25 protein-coding genes are annotated in these 26731 nt (G+C 40.5%); 21 read left to right on the top strand and 4 right to left on the bottom strand.

The genetic code is table 11. From position 1 onward, the window contains the following. Positions 1-49: 49 nt before the first annotated feature. The 13 genes from WG989_RS17515 to WG989_RS17455 all read left to right on the top strand — a co-directional run bounded on the left by WG989_RS17515 (position 50) and on the right by WG989_RS17455 (position 13468). The gene (locus tag WG989_RS17515) at positions 50-1369 is read left to right on the top strand and encodes a PKD domain-containing protein (RefSeq protein ID WP_340431345.1); all 1320 of its coding nucleotides are present in this window, start codon (positions 50-52) and stop codon (positions 1367-1369) included. A gap of 296 nt (positions 1370-1665) precedes the next feature. Next, positions 1666-3033 carry a vanadium-dependent haloperoxidase gene (locus WG989_RS17510; RefSeq protein ID WP_340431344.1) on the top strand — a complete coding sequence of 456 codons (1368 nt, stop codon included), beginning with the start codon at positions 1666-1668 and terminating at the stop codon, positions 3031-3033. A gap of 182 nt (positions 3034-3215) precedes the next feature. Then, positions 3216-3791 (top strand): hypothetical protein, encoded by a 576-nt coding sequence (locus WG989_RS17505; RefSeq protein WP_340431343.1) that lies wholly within the window; start codon positions 3216-3218, stop codon positions 3789-3791. A 427-nt stretch (positions 3792-4218) separates the two neighbouring features. Beyond that, complete coding sequence (locus WG989_RS17500; protein ID WP_340431342.1) at positions 4219-4788, top strand: Crp/Fnr family transcriptional regulator; 570 nt, start codon at positions 4219-4221, stop codon at positions 4786-4788. A gap of 82 nt (positions 4789-4870) precedes the next feature. Then, positions 4871-5470: a hypothetical protein gene (locus WG989_RS17495; RefSeq protein WP_340431341.1), complete on the top strand. Its 600-nt coding sequence runs from the start codon at positions 4871-4873 to the stop codon at positions 5468-5470. Positions 5471-5775: 305 nt separating this feature from the next. Beyond that, the gene (locus tag WG989_RS17490) at positions 5776-7146 is read left to right on the top strand and encodes a hypothetical protein (RefSeq protein WP_340431340.1); all 1371 of its coding nucleotides are present in this window, start codon (positions 5776-5778) and stop codon (positions 7144-7146) included. A 353-nt stretch (positions 7147-7499) separates the two neighbouring features. Then, positions 7500-8078: a GDP-mannose pyrophosphatase NudK gene (gene nudK, locus WG989_RS17485; RefSeq protein WP_340431339.1), complete on the top strand. Its 579-nt coding sequence runs from the start codon at positions 7500-7502 to the stop codon at positions 8076-8078. A gap of 122 nt (positions 8079-8200) precedes the next feature. Continuing rightward, on the top strand, positions 8201-9598 hold the full coding sequence (locus WG989_RS17480; RefSeq protein WP_340431338.1) for a serine hydrolase domain-containing protein: 1398 nt from the start codon (positions 8201-8203) through the stop codon (positions 9596-9598). 21 nt (positions 9599-9619) lie between these two features. Further along, positions 9620-10198, top strand: coding sequence for a Crp/Fnr family transcriptional regulator (locus WG989_RS17475; RefSeq protein ID WP_340431337.1), 579 nt, complete (start codon positions 9620-9622; stop codon positions 10196-10198). An 84-nt stretch (positions 10199-10282) separates the two neighbouring features. Next, positions 10283-10909 (top strand): hypothetical protein, encoded by a 627-nt coding sequence (locus tag WG989_RS17470; protein ID WP_340431336.1) that lies wholly within the window; start codon positions 10283-10285, stop codon positions 10907-10909. 100 nt (positions 10910-11009) lie between these two features. After that, on the top strand, positions 11010-11450 hold the full coding sequence (locus WG989_RS17465) for a bleomycin resistance protein (RefSeq protein WP_340431335.1): 441 nt from the start codon (positions 11010-11012) through the stop codon (positions 11448-11450). 210 nt (positions 11451-11660) lie between these two features. After that, a complete protein-coding gene (locus tag WG989_RS17460) occupies positions 11661-12539 on the top strand; it encodes a helix-turn-helix transcriptional regulator (RefSeq protein WP_340431334.1) in 879 nt (292 codons plus the stop codon). A gap of 80 nt (positions 12540-12619) precedes the next feature. Further along, positions 12620-13468, top strand: a complete 849-nt coding sequence (locus WG989_RS17455; RefSeq protein ID WP_340431705.1) for a class I SAM-dependent methyltransferase — start codon at positions 12620-12622, stop codon at positions 13466-13468. Positions 13469-13654: 186 nt separating this feature from the next. On the opposite strand, the gene katG is transcribed toward WG989_RS17455, so the two are convergent. Next, on the bottom strand, positions 13655-15889 hold the full coding sequence (gene katG / locus WG989_RS17450; RefSeq protein ID WP_340431333.1) for a catalase/peroxidase HPI: 2235 nt from the start codon (positions 15887-15889) through the stop codon (positions 13655-13657). A gap of 146 nt (positions 15890-16035) precedes the next feature. Here katG and WG989_RS17445 point away from each other — a divergent pair, with 146 nt between their 5' ends. The 5 genes from WG989_RS17445 (at position 16036) to WG989_RS17425 (ending at position 21004) form a co-directional block, all read left to right on the top strand. After that, complete coding sequence (locus WG989_RS17445; RefSeq protein ID WP_340431332.1) at positions 16036-16971, top strand: hydrogen peroxide-inducible genes activator; 936 nt, start codon at positions 16036-16038, stop codon at positions 16969-16971. 152 nt (positions 16972-17123) lie between these two features. Beyond that, on the top strand, positions 17124-17855 hold the full coding sequence (locus WG989_RS17440) for a hypothetical protein (protein WP_340431331.1): 732 nt from the start codon (positions 17124-17126) through the stop codon (positions 17853-17855). A gap of 75 nt (positions 17856-17930) precedes the next feature. Beyond that, entirely contained in the window at positions 17931-19490 is a 1560-nt protein-coding gene (locus WG989_RS17435; protein ID WP_340431330.1) for a M61 family metallopeptidase, read from the top strand. Positions 19491-19516: 26 nt separating this feature from the next. Further along, a complete protein-coding gene (locus WG989_RS17430; protein WP_340431329.1) occupies positions 19517-20524 on the top strand; it encodes a peptidyl-alpha-hydroxyglycine alpha-amidating lyase family protein in 1008 nt (335 codons plus the stop codon). 81 nt (positions 20525-20605) lie between these two features. After that, on the top strand, positions 20606-21004 hold the full coding sequence (locus tag WG989_RS17425) for a GNAT family N-acetyltransferase (protein ID WP_340431328.1): 399 nt from the start codon (positions 20606-20608) through the stop codon (positions 21002-21004). A 49-nt stretch (positions 21005-21053) separates the two neighbouring features. On the opposite strand, the gene WG989_RS17420 is transcribed toward WG989_RS17425, so the two are convergent. Beyond that, positions 21054-22637: a serine hydrolase domain-containing protein gene (locus tag WG989_RS17420; RefSeq protein ID WP_340431327.1), complete on the bottom strand. Its 1584-nt coding sequence runs from the start codon at positions 22635-22637 to the stop codon at positions 21054-21056. Between the two features lie 96 nt (positions 22638-22733). On the opposite strand from WG989_RS17420, the gene WG989_RS17415 reads away from it, so the two are divergent. The 3 genes from WG989_RS17415 (at position 22734) to WG989_RS17405 (ending at position 25188) form a co-directional block, all read left to right on the top strand. Beyond that, a complete protein-coding gene (locus WG989_RS17415) occupies positions 22734-23993 on the top strand; it encodes a DUF2264 domain-containing protein (protein ID WP_340431326.1) in 1260 nt (419 codons plus the stop codon). 82 nt (positions 23994-24075) lie between these two features. After that, positions 24076-24834 (top strand): alpha/beta fold hydrolase, encoded by a 759-nt coding sequence (locus WG989_RS17410; RefSeq protein WP_340431325.1) that lies wholly within the window; start codon positions 24076-24078, stop codon positions 24832-24834. Between the two features lie 105 nt (positions 24835-24939). Then, the gene (locus WG989_RS17405) at positions 24940-25188 is read left to right on the top strand and encodes a hypothetical protein (RefSeq protein WP_340431324.1); all 249 of its coding nucleotides are present in this window, start codon (positions 24940-24942) and stop codon (positions 25186-25188) included. 94 nt (positions 25189-25282) lie between these two features. Here WG989_RS17405 and rbp read toward each other — a convergent pair whose 3' ends face one another. Continuing rightward, the gene (rbp, locus tag WG989_RS17400) at positions 25283-25591 is read right to left on the bottom strand and encodes an RNA-binding regulator (protein WP_340431323.1); all 309 of its coding nucleotides are present in this window, start codon (positions 25589-25591) and stop codon (positions 25283-25285) included. A 238-nt stretch (positions 25592-25829) separates the two neighbouring features. Further along, positions 25830-26078, bottom strand: coding sequence for a hypothetical protein (locus WG989_RS17395; protein WP_340431322.1), 249 nt, complete (start codon positions 26076-26078; stop codon positions 25830-25832). Between the last annotated feature and the right edge of the window lie 653 nt (positions 26079-26731).

The raw sequence follows: 26731 nt of genomic DNA, 5'->3' as shown, positions 1-26731 counted from the left end.
TCCGAAAGGGAATTCATGTTGCAAAGTTCAACTGCTTAATCTTATTGAAATGAAACAGGCTTTGTTTGCTATACTCTTTGTAATAATAATTGCTGCAATTGCTGTGTCTTGCAAGAAAAAGTATTCCTGTCTCGAATGCAACAGCATCATTACAAACAAGCCCCCTGTTGCTTGTGCGGGCAACGATCAAACAACTACGTTGCCTGTTAACATGGTTTTGCTGGACGGGAGTTGCTCCACTGATCCTGATAGTAAAATTGTAAGTTATCTCTGGACGAAAATAGCCGGCCCATCTTCATATAATATCACCAATCCAACTATTGTACAAACACAAGTAAATAATTTGGCAGAAGGTACTTTCCTGTTCCAATTAAAAATTACAGATGCTGGCGGATTATCATCCATGGATACCATACAGATAATTGTAAATAAACAAATTGATACGCCGCAGGTAAACATTTATATAAGTGGTGATGATAACGGGATGCCGGTATATTGGCGAAACGGTCAGGTGGTACGACTCGGTTCTTTAACTAATTCTATTGCACGATCTATTGCTCTTGTTGGTAACGATGTGTATGTAGTGGGGGATCAAAGTGATATGAATCCTTATAGCAAGGTCAAGTATTGGAAAAATGGCCAGGAGGTATTGCTTCCTGAGCCAGTTGGTTCATCTGCTAATTCAATTGCTATTGAAGGTAACGATGTATATATAGCAGGGTGGCAATGGAGTGGATCTAAATTCGTAGCGATGTACTGGAAAAATGGCCAACCCATTGCACTTACCAATGGGCTTACAAATGCTGAAGCAACAAGCATAACGGTGGTAGGCGCAAATGTATATGTTGCCGGTCAGGAAAATGGAGTTGCTAAATATTGGAAAAATTTTCAACCCGTTACTCTTACAGATGGATCACAGCAGGCTTACGCAAATTCAATTGCAGTTGTTGGAAATGATGTTTATGTAGCAGGCTCGGAATCAAACGGAACTGCTCATGTGGCGAAGTACTGGAAAAACGGGCAGGCGGTTTCGCTTACAAACGGAACAGCAGTTCATGCTGTTGCCAATTCAATTGTTGTTATTGGAAATGATGTTTATGTAGCAGGTTGGGAAGGCGATTTTTTGGGTAGAGTTGGGGGAACAGGTTCAGTTGCCAAGTACTGGAAAAACGGTCAAGCTGTGTCACTTACAAACGGAACAACCTATTCATATGCAACATCACTTGCTGTTGATGGAAGCGACGTTTATGTAGCAGGATATGAAGGGAGTACTTCTCTTAGTGCTAAATACTGGAAAAATGGACAAGCAATTTCGCTAACAGGAACAAATGCCAGCCTTGCAACAGGCATTCTTGTTGTTCCCCGTTAGTATGTTGTTCCCCGGTTGAAAAATCAAAAAGATTGTGATGCTTGCAGTGAAACATGGAATTTAACTTCAAGAATGTTGTTGCGCTGCGGTAAATGTAATGGCAACTTTTAAAGAGATGCTCTTAAACAGTGCGATTCGCTTTTTCTGCGCTCAACAAAGTCGTGTTTGTACCACCAACTATTTTTATTTCCTGTAGATATTTACTTCATCTAATCCAGTAATACCTGTGAACAATTACGAATTCATGCCTAAACAGGAACCGCAACTAATCATTCACCAAAACAAAAAACATCAGTATGAAAAAAATCAACGTTTCTGTTTTTGCCGCATGCCTTTTTGCAATGGCATTGGTAGAATCCTGCTCAAAGCCCGACGTAACAGATAAGGAAAGTGCCGCTTTACTCGGCAAATTTGATGATCCGGGTTTTGCCTCCAACGATATGGTGATGTATTGGAACGAGAAGGCTGCAACGGTTTTAACTGGTCCTAACACACCGCCTGCGCAATCCCGTTACTTTGCCATGATCCAGATCGCCGTTCATGATGCATTGAATTCGATCAAACCAAAATATGAGCGTCATGCACTGTTGAATGTGAGAGAGCAATTTGCATCTCCCGATGCGGCTGTTGCCAGTGCAGCATACCATGTTATTACCAAACTCAACCTGCAGCGAACTTTCCCTGTTTTGGCATGGTATAATGAAAGCCTTGCAACTATTGCAGATGGCAATCAAAAAGAACTGGGCAAGCAGGTAGGAGAAGCTGCAGCCGATGCCATTATTCTAAAGCGGTCAACTGATAATTTTGCTATCGCCAACCAGCAATTACCAGCTCCTGATGGTGTGTTGCCCGGGGAGTATCGCTCTACACTTCCTTTCGCCAATGTGGGTATGCCCAAAGTAAAAGGGCTTCAGCAATGGGGTACAAAAATGACCACCTTTGTGCTTGAAAACTCAGCACAGTTCAGACCTGTAGCACCTGATCCTGTTCAGTCAGATGCATATGAAAGTGATTACAACGAAGTGAAATCAAAAGGTGGATTAATGAATCACACAAGAACAGCCAATGAAACAGAGGTCGGCGTTTTCTGGGTGGAACGATCTACCATTGGTTGGAACAGGTATGCACGAAACATCATTGCTTCTAAAAAAATGGATGCATGGAAAACAGCACGCTTGTTTGCGTTACTACATACTGCCATGACAGATGGAGTGACCGCCTGTTTTGAAGCAAAATATTATTATTTCTATTGGCGGCCCGAGACAGCCATCAGACTTGGTAATGATGATGGAAACCCGTCTACTGCAGGCGATGCAACATGGCTCCCTTCTTATATTGAATCTCCCAATCTTGCAAACCCGGCAGCAAATGTATATACACCTCCAATTGCCGAATATCCTTCTGCTCATGCAAATTTCGGAGGCGCTGCTGCAGCGGTTCTTATGCGGTTTTTCGGTACCAGCAATATTTCAGTGTCGCAAACCAGCGGAACATTACCCGGTGTTACACGAACATACAAGAGTATTTTAGTTGCGGCAAGAGATAACTCACTGTCACGTATATACGTAGGGTTTCATTTCAGAAAAGCTGCACTTGAAGGTGAAGCACAGGGGATCAATGTTGGCAACTATGTGTACGATCACAGCTTTCGTTCAATTGAGTAAATAATTAAAACCCGAAAAACATTCTAAAACTAACGTCTCTCATTTGGGAGACGTTTTGTTGTAGAAGCAGTACGAAAAAAAACAGACTGTGGTTGGGTTCTTCTAAAAATCATTCATCAGGAAAATCAGGAAATCGTTCTTTCCATTAATTTCGGGCCCCAAAACAAAACTGTAAAGCCCACATGAAACGGATCATCTTTTTTCTTTTATTCAGCCCGGCCTTTGTCAGCAACGCACAAACAACTTCTACCAATCAAAAACCGCTACGCTTTTTACTCGGTGGTGCTTTGGAATTTGGAGGCGACAATCTTGCCGAAGTTTATTTTACCGATGGCAGTGTACAAAAAATGAACGCCGGGCAGGGAGGCACCGTGTTTGCAGGCGGAGAGTTACGTTTAACCAAATCAGAAAAATTATTCCTGAGAGGTAGTATTGGTTTTAAATATCTTACTACCAAAGCCGATAATGCAAACATTCGCCTTACACGTATTCCATTGCAATTATCGCTCAACTATGTACCCGTAAAGAAACTGCGTTTTGCAACCGGTATTGTGAGTCACCAGGCAATCAATTTAAAGTTTGATGGCTTGGGGCAGGATGCAAAATTTACATCAGTGCCGGGTTTGCAGTTTGAAGCCGGTTATGGTTTGTTTGCACTCTCATACACCCTCATGACTTATAAGGATGCCAGCAATGCATCGTACAGCGCCAATGCGATCGGTATTACTATTTCAGGTGTTATCAATAAAAGAAGATAATGTAGAGAAATTTTTTCTCTGTATTCTATGCCAATTCCCAACTCAATTTAACCAGCAAATTTCAATGTAAAAGCAACATCTCCCAATAGATAAAGGTGAAGTGTTTGCAGATAGATGATGGGACGTTGTGTGATTTATGTTACCACGAAATCATTTAAACGCAATGTGCCTTCATTTGCAGGCGAGTCTGGTACAACCGACTCGCCGTAATGCAACAAATAAATTAACAACGCCGAGCCCCTTTCATGAAAAGACACAGCATCTCCGGTCTACAGTTCTGGCTGAACGTTCATTTTTGGGCTTTAGTTCTTAACTTCATCTAAACAAAATCATCAACAGATGTTCCGGCGGACAGTAGGTCATTTCCACACCTGTCCAAAGCCGCCGAAGTTAGGTGCAACCCTATGAAAACCATAATATAGACAGAATGGAACTAAAAGATTATATTTCTTCAATCGTTAAAATTGACGATGAAATTCTGGATGAATTAATCAGGAATTTCAACTATTTGGAACTGAAAAACAAAGACCACTTTTTAGTCAACGGAAACAATTCAGACAAAATAGGATATTTAAAAAAGGGAATTTGCAGAGGATACTATATAGACAAAAACGGGAATGATTTAACGACAAATTTTTTTGTAGCACCTACATTCATTTCAGACTATCCAGCATATATATACAACCAAAACTGCCAAATAAATATTCAGGTACTTGAAAACTGTGAAATTGAATTAGCTACATTTAGCTTTCTGAACATCATTGCAGACAAGCATTCAAGCGTACTTAAATTCTTTAAAATCATTGTTGATAGAGCCTACGCATTTCAACAAAGCAGACAAGTTTCATTTATAAATAAAGATGCAACTGAAAGGTATTTAGACTTAATAGAAAAAAGGAAAGCCGTTTTTGACAGAGTTTCTCAAATTTATATTGCTTCATATTTGGGTATTACTCCGCAATCGTTAAGTAGGATAAGAAAAAGTTTATCGCTCTAGCTGTTTATTACCATATGTGAATGTTTTTAAGATTTCATTGCTTCAATTTTGCTCTATAATTTAATTTAAAAAGCAAATAAAAATGAAGCCATTCGTATTTACCGTTGCGTTATTTTGTAGTCTATCAATATACGCACAAACATCAGGAGAAAAACCTGTCAGAAAAGAAATAGGCAATGTTTCAATTCTATCAGGTTTACACCAACCTATTTTACTAAAAGGCGGAAACATCGCATTAAACTATGTAACAAAGAAAAACATAGTATTAGAAGCCTCGTTTGGTTTCGGGTTAAAGTACACAAGTTTACTATCCACGGAGGATAAAGAAAAATTCACGACTGTTGAGTCTCCATTTTCTTATGGATTTGGAGTTGGATATTTTTGGAAAGGGTTAAATTTATTGGTTGAACCAAAAGGAACAATTTTTAAAATGACCGACCACCAAGGAAAAGAGGAAACCTATACTACGTTTTCAGTTGGTTTAGGTGCTTACTACAATATTTATCTGTGGAAAGGACTTTTTCTACAACCTACAGTTAAATTTTGGCCTAAAGTTGGTTCAACTTTATCAAGTGATGGAGTTGAAATGCAAAATGTAAGTGGACAAAAATACATTCACGAAGCAAGAACACCAGGAAACAATGGACTTATATATGGTGCATCATTGGGCTGGACATTTTAAAGTCTTTTGCCCTTTTCTCTCAGCAACGTCTCCCAATAGATAAAGCTGAAGTGTTTGAAGATAGATGATAGGGGCGTTGCGTGATATATGTTACCACGAAATCATTTAAACGCAATGCCCCTTTCCGGAGGCATTGCTGAGAAAAAATTGTAAGCATTTTATAGCAAGGCGCAAGAAGGCTACTCACAAAAGCAACGCTTCATTTTTGCGTCGGGTTTGCTACATTTAACGGGCTTAATGTGTGAGATTCTTTGTTGGGTTCAGGTGTAAACAACAACCGAAACTGATCACAAAACATAGTTAATATGGGAAATTTATCTACTGAACCGTTGCCCTCGAACAGTTATAGCAAGATGGCATTTCGTTTTGCATTTATTTTTTTCATCCTGTTTATTGTTTTACTGGACTGGTCTGTTAATCCTGTTTTGTCTTATTTCTACTACGAGAGAGGTTTCGCCACATTTTTAGATGCAATTGTTGCATGGACAGGAACACACATCTTCCATGTTCAGAGCACGATCTTATCTCCATATGACGGACAGCATAACGACCGGACATACATCTATCTGCTTTATTTCATTATGGCAATGGTTGCGCTGTCAGGAACAATTATCTGGAGTGTATTGGACCGGAAACGTACAAACTATCAAACGCTTTATTATTGGTTCACTGCCATTATTCGTTATTACCTGGCGTTTACGCTATTCATTTTTGCTCTGGAGAAATTTTTTAAAATGCAGTTTCCCGACCTCGGCTTTTATACTTTGTCGGAGCCTGTTGGAAATCTGTCGCCCATGAGTTTAGCTTGGGCTTTTTTCGGGTATTCTTATGGCTACAATGTTTTTATGGGCATTGCTGAAAGTGCTGCATTACTTCTGCTGTTTCGCAGAACAACAACTTTTGGAGCCATCCTCACCTTGATTACGCTTGCCAATGTAATGGCAGTAAATTTCAATTACGATGTTCATGCGAAAATGTATCCCACAGCTTTATTTGTAATGGCTTTTTCGCTGCTGATTCCTCATTTAAATCGCTTGTTCAAATTTTTCTTTACCAATCAAACAACTTCACTTCCGGTTATACAAGCTCCGGTGTTTAACAAACGGTGGATCACTATTTCAAAATCAGTACTGAAATTTTTGTTGATCGGTTACTTTGTCATTTTTTCGGTGAAGGATTATATTGGGTATAAGCAAAGAATGGACAGCAGAGAAATCAGCAAAAGTCAATCCGGACTATCCGGAATTTATGATGTTCACGCATTTGTTATGAATAAGGATACCTTATCAACTGAAAACCCATTACGCTGGAAACAGATTGTAATGGGAGGTGCACGGGAGAGGATTCGCCTGCATGGTGACAGCGTTGCATACATGGATTTATCAGTTGCTGAAAAGGAAATGTTAGTGTATGGCGACAGAACCAACTTAACGTTAAAAGAACAGGAAATTTACAATGAGCTGGGTTTACAGGAAAGTACATACATAAAGCTGGATTCAATTTTGACAGCACGAGAAATAAAAAGCCGGTTTCAATTTGAGTTCATTGATTCTACTACGCTATTGCTGCGAGGGAGAATTAAAAACGATTCAGTTTTTATTACTGCCAAAAGGCAATCGGTTGAACTAAAAGACTTTAAATTAATAAAGAACGGTTTTCATTGGGTAACGGAATAACAATCCTTTTTCCCGGCAACGTTTCCCAACAGATAAAGGTGGGGTGTTTGCAGGTAGATGATGGGACGTTGCGTGATTTATGTTGCCACGAAATTATTTAAATGCAATGTCCCTTTCAGGAGATATTGCTGAGAAACAACCTTGGTTTGCTACAATGGCGGGGCAAGGGAATCAATATCGGCTATTTGCAGGCATCAGCAGCGTTTCCAGCGTAACGAATAACATTCAACTGTAGTTCTTATCTTCAACAATAAAATAAAATTGGGTAGCGGTTCGGGGCAGCATATTCAATGAATGCCGGCACAGCAGCAAGCACTTCCCGTTTGTAACAATTTAACAAGACACCTTCAATAATGATCGATAACATTAAAATTTTAGACACGAAAGTTCTTTCTGACAATTGGTATGTGCTACGGAAAATAACGTATGAATATTCCAAAAAAGACGGCACAAAACTTACACAAAGCAGAGAAGCGTACGACAGAGGTAATGGTGCAACTATTTTGCTTTACAATAAAAACCAACAAACAGTTATTTTAACCCGGCAATTTCGTCTGCCAACATTTGTAAATGGGAATGAAACAGGAATGCTAATTGAAGCCTGTGCAGGGCTGTTGGATAAAGATAATGCGGAAGATTGCATTAGAAGAGAAACCGAAGAAGAAACGGGCTACAAAATAACTGATGTTCGAAAAGTATTTGAAGCCTACATGTCTCCGGGTTCTGTTACCGAGATGTTGTATTTCTTTATTGCAGAATATTCTAACGAGATGAAGGTAAACGACGGTGGCGGTGCAGAACACGAAGAAGAAAACATTGAAGTTTTAGAACTTGCTTTTGAGAAAGCAATGTCGATGATTGAAAGCGGGGAAATAAAAGACGGCAAAACAATTATGCTTCTTCAATACATAAAACTTAACAGAATACTTTAACGGTAATTCAATTGCAAATTCCGTCGGCCCGGGTCTGGTCGCAGCCGCCCCCGACAGTTGTTATATAAAATTCCTGTGGTCCACTATATAAGACTCCGGGCAAACAAATAAAAACAGGTAAGATGGTAGCCAGGTTTTTTCTGTTACAAATTTTCTTTGCGATCAGTGTTTACTGTGAAGCCCAACCCGTTTCCGTTAAATTGAGATCCCGGGTGGATTCGTTAGTGAAGATTGAAATGCAAAAGCAAAACATCCCCGGTATGTCTGTTGCAGTTGTAAGGAATGGAAAAATTGATTATGTAAAGGGCTATGGTGTTGCAAACATTGAACATAACGTGGCCGTAAAGCCGGAAACTGTTTTTCAGGCCGGCTCGGTGGGGAAACAATTTACTGCGTTTGCTATTCTGCTGCTGGTGGAAGATGGTAAAATGGACCTTGATGACAGGCTTACAACGTTTTTTCCTGACGCACCTGCCTCGTGGAATTCGATCACTGTGAAACATCTGCTTACACATACTGCCGGATTTGGCGAGTATCCCGACGATTTCAATTACAGAGCCGATTATACCGAAGACAGTTTATTCCGAATTATCAGCAATATTCCATTGCAATTTGCAGCCGGTGAAAAATCGGTGTACAGTAATGCTGGCTATGTAGCACTTGGATTGATCATCAGCAAAGTAACGGGTAGGTTTTATGGTGAATTTTTAAAGCAACGCATTTTTGATCCGTTGGGCATGACAACGGCAAGAATTATTTCTGAGTACGATCTTGTACCCAACCGTGCAGCCGGCTACCAACTGGTGGATGGTGAAATAAAAAACCAGGACTGGGTTTCTCCGTCTATCAACACTACGGCAGATGGTTCCATGTATGTTACTGCACTTGATATGGCCAAATGGGAAGCCGGGTTAAACAGCGGCAGGCTGCTGAAAAAAGAAAGTTATGAATTGATGTGGTCGCCGGTAAAACTGAATGATGGCAGTAGTTTTCCGTACGGCTTTGGCTGGTGGGTTGATTCCCTTCAAGGTAAAAAAATTGTAGAGCATAATGGCACATGGCAAGGGTTTGAATCAACAATTAAAAAATATCCGCAGCAAAAGATCGCAGTGATTGTTTTTGCAAATCTGCGAAGAGCCAATACCAATAAAATTGCTACAAGGGTATTAGAACTATATCAACCGGAATTGCGGATACCGAGATTAAAAGCAATTAAAGACAATGAACCGAAGATTACCGCACTGGTCAAGAATTTTGTTGTTAAATTAATTGATAACAAGTTGACAGAAGATTTATTTACACCTGAAATGGCGCAGCGTTTTATTCCACGGTCGGGCCGGGCGTCTGCTCATTTGAAAAGCCTGGGATATTTTATGCGTATAGAATTACTTGACAGGAAAGATTTGCCGAACGAAAACAGGGTTTATCATTACCGGCTCATCTTTCGTAACGAACCCGAAGAGCTGCTTATAACAATTACAAAAGACAATAAGATTTCAGCGATAGAAGGACGGGAGTGATCCGTAATAACAAAACAAACAATGCAAAATTTACTATTTGACTTTATATCAAAATACGTTTCTCTTACAGATGAGGAAAAGGACGCAATTGCATCTGTGGACGTTTTTCGTACAGTAAAGAAAGGGACGGTTTTACTCAAAGAAGGACAATATTCGAACGAAAGCTATTTTGTTTTAAAAGGCTGTATTCGCTCGTATTACATCATCGATGGAGAAGAAAAAACAACCGCTTTCTACACAGAAATGGACGCCTTAACACCTCATTTTGTAATCAGTAAAGCTCCATCTGATTATTACATCAGTTGTGTTGAAGACAGTATTATTACAGTTTCGAATGCTGATATGGAAGCAGATATAAACAGTAAGTTTCCAAAGTTTGAAATCATTTGCAGAAAATTCTCGGAAGAATTGCTAGCCAGGCAGCAAATAAATTTTGACGAGTTTAAGACTTCTTCACCTGAACAACGATACCTGAACTTACTGCAAAAAAGACCAGACCTTGTTCAGCGTGTTCCACAACACCAATTGGCAAGCTATTTAGGCATCAAACCTCAATCTTTAAGCAGACTAAGGGCAAGACTTCTTGAAAAAAAGAGCTAACAGGTATTTCTTAACTTAAGTGAACGTATTGTTGTTGCCCGCCAGTCCACTTTTGCATTATCGTTTCACATAAAAAGAAAAGAAATGCAAAAGAAAATTTTATTCATTGGTTTTGTCTTACTGATGACAGGCACACTGCAGCTCAAAGCACAATATGCAAAAACAGACACCACTCATAAACGGTGGTTTGTTGGCAGCACTTTGTTTCTATTGGGTAATTTGGCTTCTACGAACAGTCCCGACTTTATTCAATTCAATGTTGGCTATCGTATTACCGGAAAAGATGTCATTACAATCGAACCCAAAACCTGGAAATATGCTTGGCCAAATGGGATTCACCCTTTTTTAAACAAATCATACGGAAAGCCGGAAGAAGAATTTCCGGGCTATGTGCGTGAGTTTGGTTTGTCGGTAGCTTATCAACGGTTTTTATGGAAAGGTTTGTATGCCGAACTGAATGTAATGCCTTCCTGGCAACGTTTTGTGGATGAGGAAGGCAAAAAAATTGACAAAGGTTTTCAGATTTTCAACACCTACCGTGCCGGTTATCACATCAAACTTTTTAAGGATCGTTTTTTTATTCAACCATCTATTGCCATTACTCACCGTGCTTATCATACAAAGCTGCCGGATGGGTTTAAACAGTTAGACGATAAATGGTCGAAATTTGTTTTCGGAGAACCGGGATTTCATTTTGGATTTAATTTTTAGTTGATCATATATGAATACACGAAACTCACCACCGTATGTATAGGACGATATCAACGTCAGTTTCCTTCCCGGCATTACATCACAAAACCAAATTCAAATTATGCTGAATACGATCCGCTCGCTGGCCGGGGCGGACGGAAGTTGTCATTCTCAATCTTATAATCATCTTTGTAAAAAAAAATCTATGCTCACAACCATTGTTCCAAAACTTCCAATGCGTAACAAATCACTAACAAGAGAATTCTATTTAACGCAATTAGGTTTTGATGATATTGGTAACGCCGACTATGATGGTTATCTGTTGGTTAAAAAAGATAATGCTGAAATTCACTTTTTTGAATTTAAAGAACTTGACCCGAAAGAAAATTATGGGCAGGTTTATATTCGCACAAACGACATTGATGCGCTTTATCAGTCAATGTTGAACAACAACAGTACCATACATCCGGCAGGCCATTTACAAATCAAACCGTGGGGACAAAAAGAATTTGCCATGCTTGATCCAGACAACAACTTGCTGACGTTTGGGCAAACAATGTAATATTTTGCTTTTGTTGGTATGTATTAGTGCTCTCCGCCATGTTCGTTGCCACAGGACGATGTTGTAACCAACCCCGGGAGTTAGAATAGATCAATCCCGGGATCTACTATGGTTCGTGAAGGCACGAACCAAGGTGTTAGTTCCTAAAGCGTTCAACAATGTTAAAAACATCACTGGCAAGTGTTATTTTTAACGAACCAACTAAACGCTATGGTTAATTTCCAGGAACGTGTATTAACATATCCCCAGTATTGTAAACAGTTTAGCTGCGGCGATTCGTTGATCACTATTTTCAACTGTCCGCCGGAGGCACGTTTAATGAAAGATAAATTTGCTGATCTGTGGAGCCATGAAAATTATATCTTCTATGTGCTGGAAGGGAAAAAAGTGTGGCATACTGCACATGGTTCGTATGAAATAGGTGAAGGTAGTTGTGTATTGGTACGAAAAGGAGCCTGCATACTTGAACAGTTTTTTGATATCGGCTTTTGTCTTGTTCTGTTTTTTATACCTGATCAATTTATTTGCGAAACACTCAGGAACAGGTCGGTTCCTATTGCAAATACAGGCCGACAATATAATTCTGTTATACCCATTAATGTAACAGATACGTTGCGATCGTTTTTCGTTTCGATGTATGCTTATTTTTCCGGAACAACAGCACCCGATCAATCATTACTCGAATTAAAATTCAGAGAATTGATCTTAAACATAGCTGACAACAGGGACAATGCAGAGCTACTTTCTTATTTCTGTTCGATGATGAACGAACCCCAATCCGTTTCATTGGAACGAGTGATGCACGACAACTATTGTTTTAATCTGAAACTTGAACAATATGCTGCACTATGTAACAGAAGTCTGTCGGCATTTAAACGTGATTTTCAAAAACAGTTTCACACTTCGCCGGGCAAATGGCTGCTTGAAAAAAGATTGCAGCAATCAATGGCTCTTTTAAAGAACCGGGGAAAGTCGGTTGCCGAAACAGCCTTTGAAAGTGGCTTTGAAAACAGCTCTCATTTCAGCCGCAGTTTTAAACAGCGCTTTGGTATGTCACCAATGGAAGCAAGGCAAACATTGGTTTTGTGAGCCGCTAAGCAAAATACCCGGACTTTACAGCAAAGGAAAGTTTCTTTACAGGCAATAGTTTCGATCTGTAATAAACAGTTATTTACTTTTTACATTTTAAAAACTTAACCATGAATCCGAACAAAGCACTTTGGGAGAAAGGTGATTTTACCAAGATAGCCGACACTATGCGTGAAAGCTCGGCAGCACTTGTTGATACACTCGGCATTAAACCCGGAATGGATGTATTAGATGTTGGTTGTGGTGATGGCGATACAGCTATACCTGCAGCAAAACTCGGTGCAAATGTAACAGGTGTTGACATTGCACACAATCTTGTTGAAGCAGGAAACATACGTGCAACGAATGAGGGCGTTGCGGAACGTTGCAAAATTTATGAAGGTGATGTAATGGATCTGAAAGATCAGCAGAATAAAAGTTATGATCTTGTGGTCAGCATCTTCGGTGCCATGTTTGCACCACGTCCGCTGGAAGCAGCAAAAGAAATGGTTCGGGTAACACGTAAAGGTGGCCGAATTGTAATGGGCAACTGGATACCCGGTGACCCAACGTTGGTAGCACAAATATTAAAGATCAGTTCAGCTTATACTCCTGCACCTCCAGAAGGTTTTGTGAGTCCGATGTTATGGGGAGTGGAAGAGGAGGTGATCAAGCGTTTTGAAACTGCCGGTATTCCAAAGGAAAACATCTCCTTTGCAAAAGAAACATTTACGTTCAAGGCTGGTTATTCACCTTCATTATTCGTGAATAATTTTAAACAGTATTACGGTCCCACTATGAATGCGTTTGAGGCCGCAGGAAAAAACGGCAAAGCAGAAGCATTGCAACAGGAACTTGAAAACCTGTTTAACAGTCAGAATAAAAGCGGCAATGAAAACAGCACGTCTATACCGGCAACTTTTTTAAGAGTAACGGTCATGTGCAAGTGATTATTAGCATGGCATTAGATGATTGCTTTCTCGTTATGCAAATATCTTTCAATATTTAGCGCAGGGTTGCCAATCTTCCAAAGGTTGGCAACTCTCTTCAAAGGCGGCCACACCCAAGTACGCACAAATAAAAGCCAGCCTGTTACCAGGCCGGCTTTACACATTGATTCTTATGCTTATTTACGATTACGCTATATCAAAACGATCAAGGTTCATTACTTTGTCCCATGCGGCTACAAAGTCTTTTACAAATTTCTCTTGACCATCGGCACAGCCATATACTTCAGCTATTGCACGCAACTCTGAGTTGGAACCAAAGATGAGATCGGCACGGGTGGCGGTCCATTTTAAATCGCCTGTTGCACGATCGGTTCCAAAGAAACCTTGTTGTACAGAGTCGGCCGCTTTCCATGTTGTACCAAAATCAAGCAGGTTTACGAAGAAATCGTTGGTGAGTGCGCCGGGGTTATTGGTAAACACACCATGTTTTGAACCATCGAAGTTGGTATTGAGTACACGCATACCACCCACCAATACTGTCATTTCAGGAGCAGTAAGATTGAGCAGTTGTGCTTTATCAACCAGCATTTCTTCTGATGATGTAATGGCACGTCTGCTGAGGTAATTGCGGAAACCATCAGCCGCCGGTTCTAATACTGCAAACGATTCAACATCGGTTTGTTCTTGTGTAGCATCATTGCGTCCGGGTGTAAATGGCACAGTAACAGTAATGCCAGCATTTCTTGCAGCCTGTTCAATACCTGCACATCCACCTAACACAATCAAATCAGCCATTGAAACTTTCTTCGTTCCATTTGCATTGTTGAATTCTTTTTGAATTGCTTCCAATGCATCCAACACTTTGCTCAATTGCTGAGGATTGTTGACTGCCCAGTATTTCTGCGGCGCCAAACGAATACGTGCACCATTTGCACCACCACGTTTATCGGAACCACGGAAGGTAGAGGCAGAAGCCCATGCAGTAGAGACCAGTTCGCTTACAGTTAAACCGCTTGCAAGAATTGTTGATTTTAATGCCGCAACATCCTGTTCATTGATCAATTCAAAATCAACTGCAGGAATCGGATCTTGCCAGATCAATACTTCAGCAGGTACTTCCGGACCTAGGTAACGGGCACGTGGTCCCATATCACGATGTGTCAATTTAAACCATGCACGTGCAAACGCATCAGCAAACTCATCGGGATTTTCGTAAAAGCGACGGGAAATTTTTTCATATGCCGGATCAACACGCAACGCAATATCAGTTGTGAGCATAAATGGTGCATGACGTTTTGAAGTATCATGTGCATCAGGCACTAATCCTTCACCTGCATTACCTTTTGGTTTCCACTGATGTGCGCCGGCGGGGCTCTTGGTTAATTCCCACTCGTAGCCAAACAGATTTTCAAAATAGTTGTTGCTCCATTTGGTAGGAGTGGTTGTCCATGCACCTTCCAGTCCGCTGGTAATGGTATCTGCACCAGCACCGGTACCATATGTATTTTTCCATCCCAAACCTTGCTCTTCAATGCTTGCAGCTGCCGGTTCACGGGAAACATATTTGGAAGGATCTGCAGCGCCATGTGTTTTACCGAATGTATGTCCACCTGCAATAAGAGCTACGGTTTCTTCATCATTCATCGCCATACGGCCAAAGGTTTCACGAATGTCACGGGCAGATGCCAATGGATCAGGATTTCCGTTTGGTCCTTCCGGGTTTACATAAATAAGTCCCATTTGTACTGCACCCAATGGATCTTCCAGTTCACGATCACCGCTGTAGCGTTTGTCGCCCAGCCACTCAGTTTCAGAACCCCAGTAAATATCTTCTGCGGGTTCCCATACATCTGCACGTCCACCTGCAAAACCAAAAGTTTTAAAATCCATTGTTTCGAGGGCCACGTTACCGGCAAGGATCATCAGATCGGCCCATGAAAGTTGCTTGCCATATTTCTGTTTGATAGGCCAGAGGAGTAAACGGGCTTTATCAAGATTGGCATTGTCGGGCCAGCTGTTCAACGGTGCAAAACGTTGCGTACCTGCACCACCGCCACCACGACCATCCCAAATGCGGTAGGTACCTGCACTATGCCATGCCATACGAATCATGAAGGGACCATAGTGTCCGTAGTCGGCAGGCCACCAATCCTGTGATGTGGTCATGAGTTCAGCAAGGTCTTTTTTTACTGCTGCCAAATCGAGTTTCTTAAATTCTTCTGCGTAATTGAATTGTTCACCCATTGGGTTTGAAAGGGTGGAGTGTTGGCGGAGGATGTTCAACTTCAGTTGATTGGGCCACCAATCACGGTTGCTGGTGCCGCCGCCAGCGCTGCTTTTCAGCGTTCCGCTGATAAATGGACACTTGGCTGCATCGTTTACGTTGTACGATGTGTTGCTGTGCGGATTGTCATTACTCATGTTGTAAACGGTTTATAGATTTTAGTAATTACAGTAACAATAATTAACAAGAGGTGGTGAATGGGATTGTTTTACGAGATGCAATGTTAACACAGCTGTTTTAATAAAGCAAATTGATTATTTTTATAAAGATATAAGCAATCTCTATGACGTTGACACAGCTCGAATATATTGTAGCACTTGATACGCACCGGCATTTTGTACTGGCATCTGAAAAATGTTTTGTTACGCAACCAACCCTCAGCATGCAAATTCAAAAGCTGGAAGAGGAATTGGGGGTAAAGATTTTTGACCGTACCAAACAACCGGTGATCCCTACTGAAATTGGTGCCAGCATTATTGCACAGGCACGTGTAGTGCTGCGTGATGCGGGATTGATTCGGCAGTTGATCTCCGAACAGAAAGACAGTATGAGTGGTGAAATACGCATTGGCATTATCCCAACCATTGCACCGTACCTGTTGCCGCCGCTTTTTAAAAACATCCGTGAAAAATATCCGCAGGTAAACCTGGTGGTACGTGAAATTATTACAGAAGAAATTGTACAGGAACTTAAAAATAACCGGCTTGATTGCGGTATTGTAGTTACGCCGTTAAAAGATTCGTCGATAAAAGAAGATGTGTTGTTTTATGAGGAACTGTTTGTGTACGTTTCAAAAAACAATGCGTTGTATGATAAGAAGTATGTGTTGCCGAATGAAATAGACCCCAATCAACTCTGGTTGCTGGAAGAAGGACATTGTTTCCGTTCACAGATCTTAAATCTGTGTGAGCTGCAAAAGTTCTCTGCGATCAACTTTCGATACGAAACCGGCAATATTGAAACATTAAAACGGATGGTTGATAAAAGTGATGGCATTACTATTTTACCCGAGCTGGCGGTGATGGAATTTACCAAACCGCAAATGAAATTTGTAAAGCAGTTGAAAGAACCGAGACCGGCAAGGGAAGTAAGTCTGGTGATTCACCGTGATCATTTGAAAACAAAATTGATCCAGACATTGAAAGAAGAAATCCTCAGCATTGTACCAAAATCTATGCAAAAGCTGAGCAGAAAAAAAGTGGTGGATATCAGTTATTGATGATTGGATGGTGGAAGGGCGTTTGAATGAATTGGTTGCTGCTTCTAGCGAAAAATAGCTATTGCCTGAACCGGCCGAACGGTTTATCTTTCTTTCGTAGTTGGATTTGTCCGGCTTTGTTTCACTTTTTTCAAACCAAAACCCATTCTGCTATGCAGCGCTACAAAAGTTTATACAAGTGGATGTTCGTACCCATGTTCTTTATGCAAGTTGGAATTTTCAGGGATTATTGGGGCGACTTTACCGACAATGCGTGGTCGGTACATATCCATTACTGGACGGGAACTGTGTGGTACCTGTATCTGATTCTCCAACCATATTGGGCAACACATGGCAAATTAAATCTGCATCGCACTAATGGAATCATTGGAATGTTTTTGGCTGGTGCTGTTTGCTTAACGGCATTGAGTATGATGCATCGTGATATTGCGACAACAGAAGCTATTATGAAAAATCCTGAACGGTTTGGTCCGTTTGAACCCTGGTTCTTTTTTGGAGTGGCTGCTGTTGAAATAGTGATGATGACGGCTTTTGGTTTTGCCATTATTAAAAGTATTATCCATCGTAAGCAAATAGAGAATCATGCATGGTGGCTTGTTTCCACGGTGTTTTTGATCATGATGCCGGCACTGGGCAGAGGCGTACAAAATGTTTACATTGCTATCAACAGGAAGGATTGGCCAAACATTGATATCATGATACCCATTTATATTGCACAGGGGCTCATCATTGCTATGTTGCTTATTGCTGCATGGAAATATGGCAAACTGAAACACCCGGCTACTTATCTTGCGTTGGATGTAAACCTGTTCATTTTTCTTACAGAACCACTTGGACGATCAGAAGCCGTGCAAACGTTTTTGAAAACAATGATCAAGGGATGATGTGCTGTTGTTGATCAACAGGCAAAGCTGCTTCTTCTTAATGCTTAATATTGCAGTGATCTCAATTTTATCAACATGAGCATTCTGTCAATTTTCCCGGGCAAGCAAGCCGCTGCCTTTGTATTGATCCTGTTGTTTGTTTCTACTTCAGTAAAAGTCTCTGCGCAACAACCAACAATTCAATTCTCCGTGTCGGTACCCGATCCTTCTTCGCATGCATACCACGTAACGATGTCTTTAGAAAGATGGAATAAGGATACGTTGTTGTTGAAAATGCCTAACTGGACGCCTGGTTATTATCAACTCATGAATTATGCAGGCGATGTGCAGGCCATCAAGGCAACAGATGCAAAAGGCAACCAATTATCGTTACAACAGATCAACTCAAATACCTGGCGTGTAACAGGTGTACGCAATAAAGTATTTGTGGTTGACTATTCAATTCAAACGAAACGTCAGTTTGTGGCGAACAGTTATGTAGACAGTAACCGTGCTTACATCATTCCGGCAAATAGTTTTTTGTATGTGGAGGGCGCTTTGCAAATGCCCGTTGCCGTTAAAGTAGAAAAAGGAAATCGTTGGAGCGGTATCGCTACCGGTTTAACACCTGATTCAAAAATCAGCAACCGTTTTAGTTCAATTGATTTTGATGAGTTGTACGATTGTCCCATTCTTGTGGGCAACCTTGAAGAACTTCCTTCATTTAAAGTAAAGGGAATTGTTCATCGGTTTATTGGATATAAGCTGGGTGAATTTGATCGGCAGGATCTTATGAATAAGCTGCAGAAAATGATTGAGGTTGCAACTGAGTTGTTTGGTGACATTCCATATCAGCAGTATACGTTTATAGGAATTGGTCCGGGCAGAGGTGGTATTGAACATGCCAATAATACAACCGTGAGTTTCGACGGTAAAGGGTTGAATACTGCTCCAGGCATGAATACCATGCTTAACTTTCTGGCACATGAATACATTCATCACTTTAATGTAAAACGTATACGGCCATTTGAGTTAGGCCCGTTCGATTACGATAAAGAAAACCGCACCAATCAACTCTGGATCAGCGAAGGGTTAACTGTGTATTACGAATACATTGTTTTAAAGCGTGCCGGACTTGCAGATGAGCAAACCATGTTGCAGAATTTTGAACGGAACATCACAGCACATGAAAAAAATCCGGGCCGCTTGCATCAATCGCTTCAACAGGCGAGTTATAAAACATGGCGGGATGGCCCGTTTGGTAACAGCGGCGATGAAAAAGGAAAGACCATTTCGTACTATGATAAAGGGCCGTTGGTAGGTATGCTGCTTGATCTGGCAATCCGTCAATCATCAGGTAATAAACGCTCATTGGATGATGTAATGCGATTGCTTTATCAAAAATATTACCTGCAATTAAAGCGTGGATTCACTGAAGCTGAGTTTCAGGAAGCTTGTGAAGTAACAGCGGGTGTTTCCCTTGCAGCATTTTTTGATTATGTCTATACTACAAAGGAGCTCGACTATAATCATTATTTATTATTTGCAGGGTTGCAATTAGTACAATCAGACGGGTTGTATAAGTTGAAGCAGATCGTTCAACCAACTGAAATGCAGCAAAGGATTTATCGATCATGGATGGGACAGCGACTTTAAACTGGTATAATTTAAATAAAAGAAGTATGCATACAATCAAGATCTGTTTCTTATTTGCATCGATTGTTTTTTATGGATGTACTGATCAGTCAACAAGCAATAATAAGGATCAACCAATAAACTATGCATTGGTTGATGCGTGGCCGAAATTGCCCACCGGTTATTCATTTGGTCAACCAACAGGTATTAGCATTGATAGCAAACAGCACGTTTTTGTGTTTCACAGAGCCGGAAGAAAATGGACCGATCCTTTTCCAGAAACATTTATTGATACGAATACAATACTTGAGCTTGATGCAGAAACTGGAACAATTATTCATGAATGGGGCGCCAACCAGTTTATTATGCCGCATGGCTTAACGGTTGATAAAGAAGATAATATTTGGGTAACAGATGTTGGTCTGCATCAAATCTTAAAATTCAGTCATGATGGACAATTGTTGATGACCTTGGGTGTTGCAAAAACTCCTGGTAACGATTCATTACATTTTAATTTACCCACTGATGTTGTTGTGGCTGATGATGGTTCGTTTTATGTCAGTGATGGATATGGTAACAGCAGGGTAGTGAAGTTTTCCGCATCAGGTAGTTATTTATTGGAGTGGGGAACAAAAGGAAGCGATGAAGGTGAGTTTAATATACCGCATGGCATAACGATTGATAAAAGTGAACATGTTTATGTAGCCGACCGGCAAAATAACCGCATCCAGGTGTTTGATAAGAATGGCAAATTTCTGCGTGTGTTAAAGAACAAAGATTCTGTACCGCAATTGCCGGCAGTAACGATCGACAGTGCACAGCATCTGTACGCTATTGATTTTGATTATACTATTACAACTGATATGGGTAACAAAGGTTCGAAAGTATTTCAATATGACACTGCAGGAAATGTTGTTTTTCAATTTGGAAGCAGCGGCGAAAACAAACGGACTGTTTCCTGGTATCATGATATTGCAGTAGATCAGCAAGGAAATATTTATGTAGGCGATATATATGGAACCAAGCTGTTGAAGTTTCGGAATAAAGGATACTGATCGAACAAACACAGCTCGTCTTTCCGATCGAGATCAATAATTTTCTTTACTTCGTGCTACATTTATCATCAAGCAAACATCATGGAAATTATATACAGTTTCGATCGCAAGCCGACTGCTGATCAACTCATCGAACTCTACAACAATGCGGGCTTGCCACGTCCAACAAATGACAAAGAGCGAATGCAGAAAATGATCGACAATTCAAATCTTATTGTTACAGCATGGGACAATGATGTGTTGGTAGGTATTTCACGCTGCATTACCGATTGGGTTTGGAGTTGTTACCTCGCAGACCTTGCTGTTAAACATGAATATAAAAAGGAAGGCATTGGCAAAACGCTCATCAACTTAACAAAAGAAAAAGTAGGAGAGCAGTCGATGGTTTTATTGCTATCTGTACCATCAGCCATGGAATATTATCCAAAAGTTGGTTTTGTAAAACAGGAAAGCAGTTTTATTATGAATAGAGACAATTGACAATAGACGGTTTCAATTTTTTTTGGTCATGCTATGTCTAAAAAAATGATCACTTCTGTTTTGCTATCTCTCTTATATGGTACTCCTGTATTAGCGGCGGGTTTTCCGGCGATAATGTAAAATAGATTTCCATATTGATGTTGGTTCCCTCTACAATAAATGAGCCTCGCAATTGATTTTCTGCTTTCATTTCTTTTACTGCAATTATTTTTCCAGCTTTGGCAAACAAATCGATTGATTGTTTCTTTAAAATATCGATCGGATAATCAGGGAAAAAGTTTTCAGCAAACAAACCGCTTTGTTCTGCGTTGGTCCAATTTGGTAATAGCTTCATCAATTCATTTTTACGTTGCTCCAGTATTTTTGATGGCGCCAATTGCCGTGGTTGCAGGCTCGCCATTTTAATTAATGTATCAAGCACCCGCAAGTTAATTCCACCCATCGGAGCATATGTACGATTGCCAAATGCTACCACACCAATTCCATAATCGGGCATAATGCGCCACTGGCTTCCAAAGCCTGGTAGTCCACCACTATGAGCAATATATGTTCTGCCTTCACAATCATTCATCCATCCCAATCCATAACAATAAGCAGATGTAATGGCGCAGTTTCTTCCATCAGGAAATTTATAATTGGGATTAAACCCATTCCATCGCCATGGATGATGCATCTCCCGTACCGAGCTTCGTTTAACAGGGCCATTTTCTGCCGCATTGTTTGGTGGCCATGCCGAAAGGTGAAACGACATGTAGGCTGCAAACTCATCAATGGAACTGATCATGCTGCCCATTGCACCCCAGCTTCCATCCTTTGTATCGTGTAACAATGTTTCTTCGTTCCATTTTTCATTGAGCCAGCGATAACCATGTGCCAGTTTATCGGGCGCTACATCTGCATATTCATACGTAGTTGTTTTCATCCCCAGCGGTTCAAGAATGAATTGTTTGATATAATCCTGATACCGCATGCCACTTACTTTTGTAATTATTTTTCCCTGCAAAGCAAAACCGAGGTTGCTGTATTCATATGCTATACCAGGTGGATTGGAGAAGGATATCTGCTTACCAATAAATTCCATCAAATCTTTATCAGTATCGGCTAATTGACGATCGCCCCATGGATTGTCTTCCGGAAAACCTGCACCATGTGTCATCAAATGCCGGATCGTTATATGTGGTGCATCTGCTGTTGGGTACTTGATATTTCTTAGTTCGGGAATATACAAATAAGCAGGATCATCTAAGTTGAGTTTGCCCTCGTCACGCAGTTTTAGAATAGCCATACAAGTAAAACTCTTGCTCATAGATGCAATTCGAAACAGCGAGGCGGTTGTTGCAGGTGTTTTCTTTTCGATATCTGTATAGCCATAGCTGTTTTTATAAACTAATTCTCCGTCTACAACAATTCCAAATGAAATGGCTGGTAAATGATTGTCTGTTGTATGGTTTTTATATAAACTGTCGATCACTGCAAAGGTTGTTTTGATTTTTTCCAGACGGTTAGGATCTGTAAACATAGCGGGTTGATACGAACTATCGAACGAAGTAGAAACCATCGTTCCTTTTTGATCAGTTTCATTGCATGAAAAGATTGCAAGTATAGCTGCTAGTGCTAAAAAGGAAGTTCTCATTGCCTGTATAGTTTAGAGAAACAAGATAATATTTAATCGAAAGCAGTTACAAAAAAAGAATCCTGTAAATTCAATCTTCAGCAGTAATCACTTGTTATGAAAAAATATGTTGCACTTGTATCACTCGTATTTATTTCTTTGATAGCGGTACAAGTATTATCAGCCCAGTCATCAAATAAAAATAAACAACAACCTGATCAGTTATCTGGCTTGCAGGACAGAGCTTTTTGGGCGAAGACCTTGTATAAAATTGCTTACCCGGTTGTACATAATCTTGCCCGGGGTACATTGAAAAAGAACATGCCGTTAGAGCTGGCCCCTGATTATTATCTGCAGGCAACAAAGGTAACTTATCTCGAAGCTGTTGGAAGAACAATGGCAGGTATAGCACCTTGGTTGGCTTTGCCTGATGATGAAACAGCTGAAGGAAAACTTCGTAAACAGTTGCGTGATGAATTACTGAAAGGCTTAGCGAACGCTGTTGATCCCAATCATCCTGATTATTTAAATTTCAGAACGGATGGGCAACCGTTGGTTGATGCTGCGTTTGTTGCACATGCTTTTCTCCGTGCACCTGATGCGTTGTGGCATCCGTTGGATGCTGTAACGAAACAACGTTTTATTGAGGAGTTCAAATCGTTACGTAACCGAAAGGGCTCTTATAGTAACTGGTTATTGTTTGCGGGTATCACGGAAGGATTTTTATTGAAGATCGGTGAGCAGCACGATCCGGTACGAATTGATTTTGCCATCAGGAAAATGAAGGAATGGTATGTTGGTGATGGATGGTACAGCGATGGTGAAAAATTCAGTATGGATTATTACAATTCGTTTGTAATTCATCCAATGCTGGTTGATCTGTATAGCGTTTTGGTGGAAAAGAAAATGGCATCGCAACAGGAATTTGATCTTGCTGTACAACGGATGGCCCGCCATGCTGAATTTCTTGAACGCATCATTGCGCCGGATGGAACATTCCCGGCATTGGGCCGTTCCATTACCTATCGCACAGGTGCGTTCCAGGTTTTGTCACAAACAGCACTCATGGAAAAATTGCCTGCAACTGTTTCGGCTGCGCAGGTGCGTTGTGGGTTAACGGCCATCATGCATAAAATGTATGACGGTGATCAGAATTTTGACAATAACGGATGGTTGGTTTTAGGATTCAATGGTCATCAGCCATCAATCGCTGACAAATACACATCAACCGGAAGTTTATATCTGGCAACACTTGGCTTCCTGAGTTTGGGCTTACCGGCATCGCATTCATTTTGGGCAGATGCAGCTGCCGATTGGACAAGTAAGAAAGCATGGAACGGTGAAGCAGTAAAAAAAGATTATAAAGTAGACTATTGAACTGGTTGTTTTGCAATAACAGATTAGATCATTTGTTATCATTCGCAAGTAGTATGTACTTTCATCTTAACAATTAGTTTTTATGAAGCAGTTTCGCCTGATCAGTATGATGTTGTTTGCGTTGATAATTTTTTCGTCAACGTTATTTGCACAAGCTAAACCTGTGTATGTAATTGTACATGGTGCATGGGGTGGTAGCTGGGCATTTAAGAAAACTGATTCGTTAATGACGGCAGCAGGAGCAATTGTGTATCGCCCATCGTTAACCGGACAAGGGGAGCGGGTGCACCTTGCATCACTTGAAGTAGGTTTGAATACACATGTCGACGATGTGGTAAATATGATCTTGTATGAAGATCTGTACAATGTTATTTTAGTGGGGCATAGTTACGGAGGCATGGTGATTACCGGTGTGGCGGATCGTGTGCCCGGTAGAATCAGCCAATTGATCTATCTCGATGCATTTGTGCCGGAACATGGTGAAAGTGTTGTACGCATACAAGGAGCACGTGCTGATGGGTTGATGAAAATGGCCAGCAATGGTTACTTAATTCCTGCATGGGTAAGGCCGGGACAATTACCACCGAAAGATGTACCACATCCTGTAAAAACATTTACCGATACAATTTCATTGACGAATCCAAAGCGGTTACAATTGACCACTACTTATATACTTACTGTTGCGAAAGGCGCCGCAGCATCAACAGATGATTTTGCATTGCAGGCCGATCGGGCAAAAAAGAAAGGCTGGTCGGTAGTTCAACTGGAAGCAGATCATAATCCGCAATGGTCGGCAGTGGAAGCATTGGTGGAACTGTTGTTGAAGACGGGCAGGAAGTAAATGCAGTGGTTTTTGTTCGTATGAGATCTTCATATCGGCTCTGCAACAAATTCAGTCAGCTGTTTTTTCTTTATCTTACTATTGCTCATCATCAAAACAAATATCATGGCACAACAACCCCTTGATCAATTAACAATTGGTGAATTAAAAAACAAAGAAGAGGTTTTGAAAAAAGCAACACCCATTCTTGGCATATCACTCGTATTAATGAGTGCAGCTTCTGTTTTTCTAACCGTACGAGGTGGCTTTGGCGTGTTTAGTATATTGCCTGTTATTTTTCTTCCGCTGTTTATTGCAAATGTGCAGAATCTGAAAAAGATCAAAGATGAACTTGTACGAAGGGAGCAGCAATAACTGATCAATTTAAAACAGAAGCGTGCTCCGTTACCGATATAACACAACAAAGCCCGGATAAACCGGGCTTTGTATAAAGGCAATGAACTATAGATTAATATCTGTTCTTGTTGTAACTGTTGCCGTTGTTGTAACCACCGCCGCTGCGAGCAGGACGATCTTCTTTTGGTTTAGCTTCTACTACTTTGATGGCACGGCCTTCAACTGTAGCGCCATCCAATTCAGCGATAGCTTTTTTAGAAGCAGCATCATCACTCATTTCAACGAATCCGAAACCACGTGATTTCCCTGACTCTCTGTCGTTAATGATTTTTGCTGAAGTAACTTCTCCGTAAGGAGTGAAAAACTCTCTTAAGTCTTCATCTTGTACGTTGAAGCTCAAGTTTGAAACATAAATGTTCATGTTCTTGTAAAATTAAAATTGATAAATCCTTGAGGAAGACATGAAGTAAGAAACTAACTAAGATGCTGATGCAAAGAAGAATAATAACGATTACTGATGCTAGACTCAAAATAACATTGCAAATGTAGTAGAATACATGCAAAGTACCAAAACTCTTATTTCAGTTTATGAAATAAGAGTTTTGGTATCGGTTGGTACAAGAACAGAAATCCGAACGAAAGTGAATTGCTGTGCTCCATTATGCCAACAAACCTTTCAGGGAAATGGTTTCCAGATAGGGTTGTAATAATTGTGTATTATCAAACACTCTGAATTCCTCGATGGCTTTGTTCTCATAATTACACCAGGTCTCAACATAATAACCTTCCAGTTGAAACAAAAAGATCATACACTGGCGAAGCTGTCGCTTACCTACTAAAATACCCTGGTGCAAAACGGCTGATGTTTTTTTCTCCTCATCTAACAGAATAAAATCAGAAAGCTTCATAGTATTAAGTTTAAAAGTGTGAACTAATAAATAACTACTAACAGCGAGGCTTTGAACAACGAACTGATTAACTGATACTGATCCGGGACAATAAACTGAATGCGAACGAAACGGACTTTTTTACAACCGGCAACAAAGAGACAAAAGCTTACTAACTGATGTGCGCCGGGTAATCTGATTGAGGCGTTGTAAAGATATAAGAATTCTGAAGCTGGCAAAGCTTTTCAAAAAAAAGAATCTGCACACCATTGTAACCATTGCATAGAGGGGCTGTTTACAGCCAGGCAGTATTACATGAAACAATAAATTTGAGTGAGACAAACTTTTTTTTCAAAATGGCAATTATCGAATTTATACTACAAAAAAGTTCGTTGCAGGCATCTACTTTTGCATCATAGGTGTTTTTCATAGGTTAGCAACGGCCGACTCTTTTCAGGGACGGCCTATTTTTTTATACCAACTCTTGCATAGCTTACTGCCATCCACTCCACTTTTTGTTTCCTTGTTTTATCATTCAATTGTCAGTTTTTTCGGCATCAGTTTAGAATGTCTTTTTAAACCACACAACTAATTCTTTTTTGCTCTATATTGCACGTAGGTGTTTTTCATAGGTTAGCAACGGCCGACTCTTTTCAGGGACGGCCTTTTTTTTG

Source organism: Lacibacter sp. H407, from assembly GCF_037892605.1.
In the GTDB taxonomy this organism is placed as follows: Bacteria; Bacteroidota; Bacteroidia; order Chitinophagales; family Chitinophagaceae; genus Lacibacter.
This window is presented reverse-complemented; position numbering and strand designations above follow the sequence as displayed.

Bases quoted from the DNA above. Each gene is read 5' to 3' on its own strand.
- WG989_RS17460 (WP_340431334.1), top strand. From the start codon at position 11,661: ATGGTTAATTTCCAGGAACGTGTATTAACATATCCCCAGTATTGTAAA.
- WG989_RS17435 (WP_340431330.1), top strand. From the start codon at position 17,931: ATGAGCATTCTGTCAATTTTCCCGGGCAAGCAAGCCGCTGCCTTTGTA.
- nudK (WP_340431339.1), top strand. From the start codon at position 7,500: ATGATCGATAACATTAAAATTTTAGACACGAAAGTTCTTTCTGACAAT.
- WG989_RS17510 (WP_340431344.1), top strand. From the start codon at position 1,666: ATGAAAAAAATCAACGTTTCTGTTTTTGCCGCATGCCTTTTTGCAATG.
- WG989_RS17480 (WP_340431338.1), top strand. From the start codon at position 8,201: ATGGTAGCCAGGTTTTTTCTGTTACAAATTTTCTTTGCGATCAGTGTT.
- WG989_RS17465 (WP_340431335.1), top strand. From the start codon at position 11,010: ATGCTGAATACGATCCGCTCGCTGGCCGGGGCGGACGGAAGTTGTCAT.
- WG989_RS17490 (WP_340431340.1), top strand. From the start codon at position 5,776: ATGGGAAATTTATCTACTGAACCGTTGCCCTCGAACAGTTATAGCAAG.
- WG989_RS17440 (WP_340431331.1), top strand. From the start codon at position 17,124: ATGCAGCGCTACAAAAGTTTATACAAGTGGATGTTCGTACCCATGTTC.
- WG989_RS17430 (WP_340431329.1), top strand. From the start codon at position 19,517: ATGCATACAATCAAGATCTGTTTCTTATTTGCATCGATTGTTTTTTAT.
- WG989_RS17445 (WP_340431332.1), top strand. From the start codon at position 16,036: ATGACGTTGACACAGCTCGAATATATTGTAGCACTTGATACGCACCGG.
- katG (WP_340431333.1), bottom strand. From the start codon at position 15,889: ATGAGTAATGACAATCCGCACAGCAACACATCGTACAACGTAAACGAT.
- WG989_RS17505 (WP_340431343.1), top strand. From the start codon at position 3,216: ATGAAACGGATCATCTTTTTTCTTTTATTCAGCCCGGCCTTTGTCAGC.
- WG989_RS17395 (WP_340431322.1), bottom strand. From the start codon at position 26,078: ATGAAGCTTTCTGATTTTATTCTGTTAGATGAGGAGAAAAAAACATCA.
- WG989_RS17470 (WP_340431336.1), top strand. From the start codon at position 10,283: ATGCAAAAGAAAATTTTATTCATTGGTTTTGTCTTACTGATGACAGGC.
- WG989_RS17475 (WP_340431337.1), top strand. From the start codon at position 9,620: ATGCAAAATTTACTATTTGACTTTATATCAAAATACGTTTCTCTTACA.
- WG989_RS17425 (WP_340431328.1), top strand. From the start codon at position 20,606: ATGGAAATTATATACAGTTTCGATCGCAAGCCGACTGCTGATCAACTC.
- WG989_RS17415 (WP_340431326.1), top strand. From the start codon at position 22,734: ATGAAAAAATATGTTGCACTTGTATCACTCGTATTTATTTCTTTGATA.
- WG989_RS17500 (WP_340431342.1), top strand. From the start codon at position 4,219: ATGGAACTAAAAGATTATATTTCTTCAATCGTTAAAATTGACGATGAA.
- WG989_RS17410 (WP_340431325.1), top strand. From the start codon at position 24,076: ATGAAGCAGTTTCGCCTGATCAGTATGATGTTGTTTGCGTTGATAATT.
- WG989_RS17420 (WP_340431327.1), bottom strand. From the start codon at position 22,637: ATGAGAACTTCCTTTTTAGCACTAGCAGCTATACTTGCAATCTTTTCA.
- WG989_RS17495 (WP_340431341.1), top strand. From the start codon at position 4,871: ATGAAGCCATTCGTATTTACCGTTGCGTTATTTTGTAGTCTATCAATA.
- WG989_RS17405 (WP_340431324.1), top strand. From the start codon at position 24,940: ATGGCACAACAACCCCTTGATCAATTAACAATTGGTGAATTAAAAAAC.
- rbp (WP_340431323.1), bottom strand. From the start codon at position 25,591: ATGAACATTTATGTTTCAAACTTGAGCTTCAACGTACAAGATGAAGAC.
- WG989_RS17515 (WP_340431345.1), top strand. From the start codon at position 50: ATGAAACAGGCTTTGTTTGCTATACTCTTTGTAATAATAATTGCTGCA.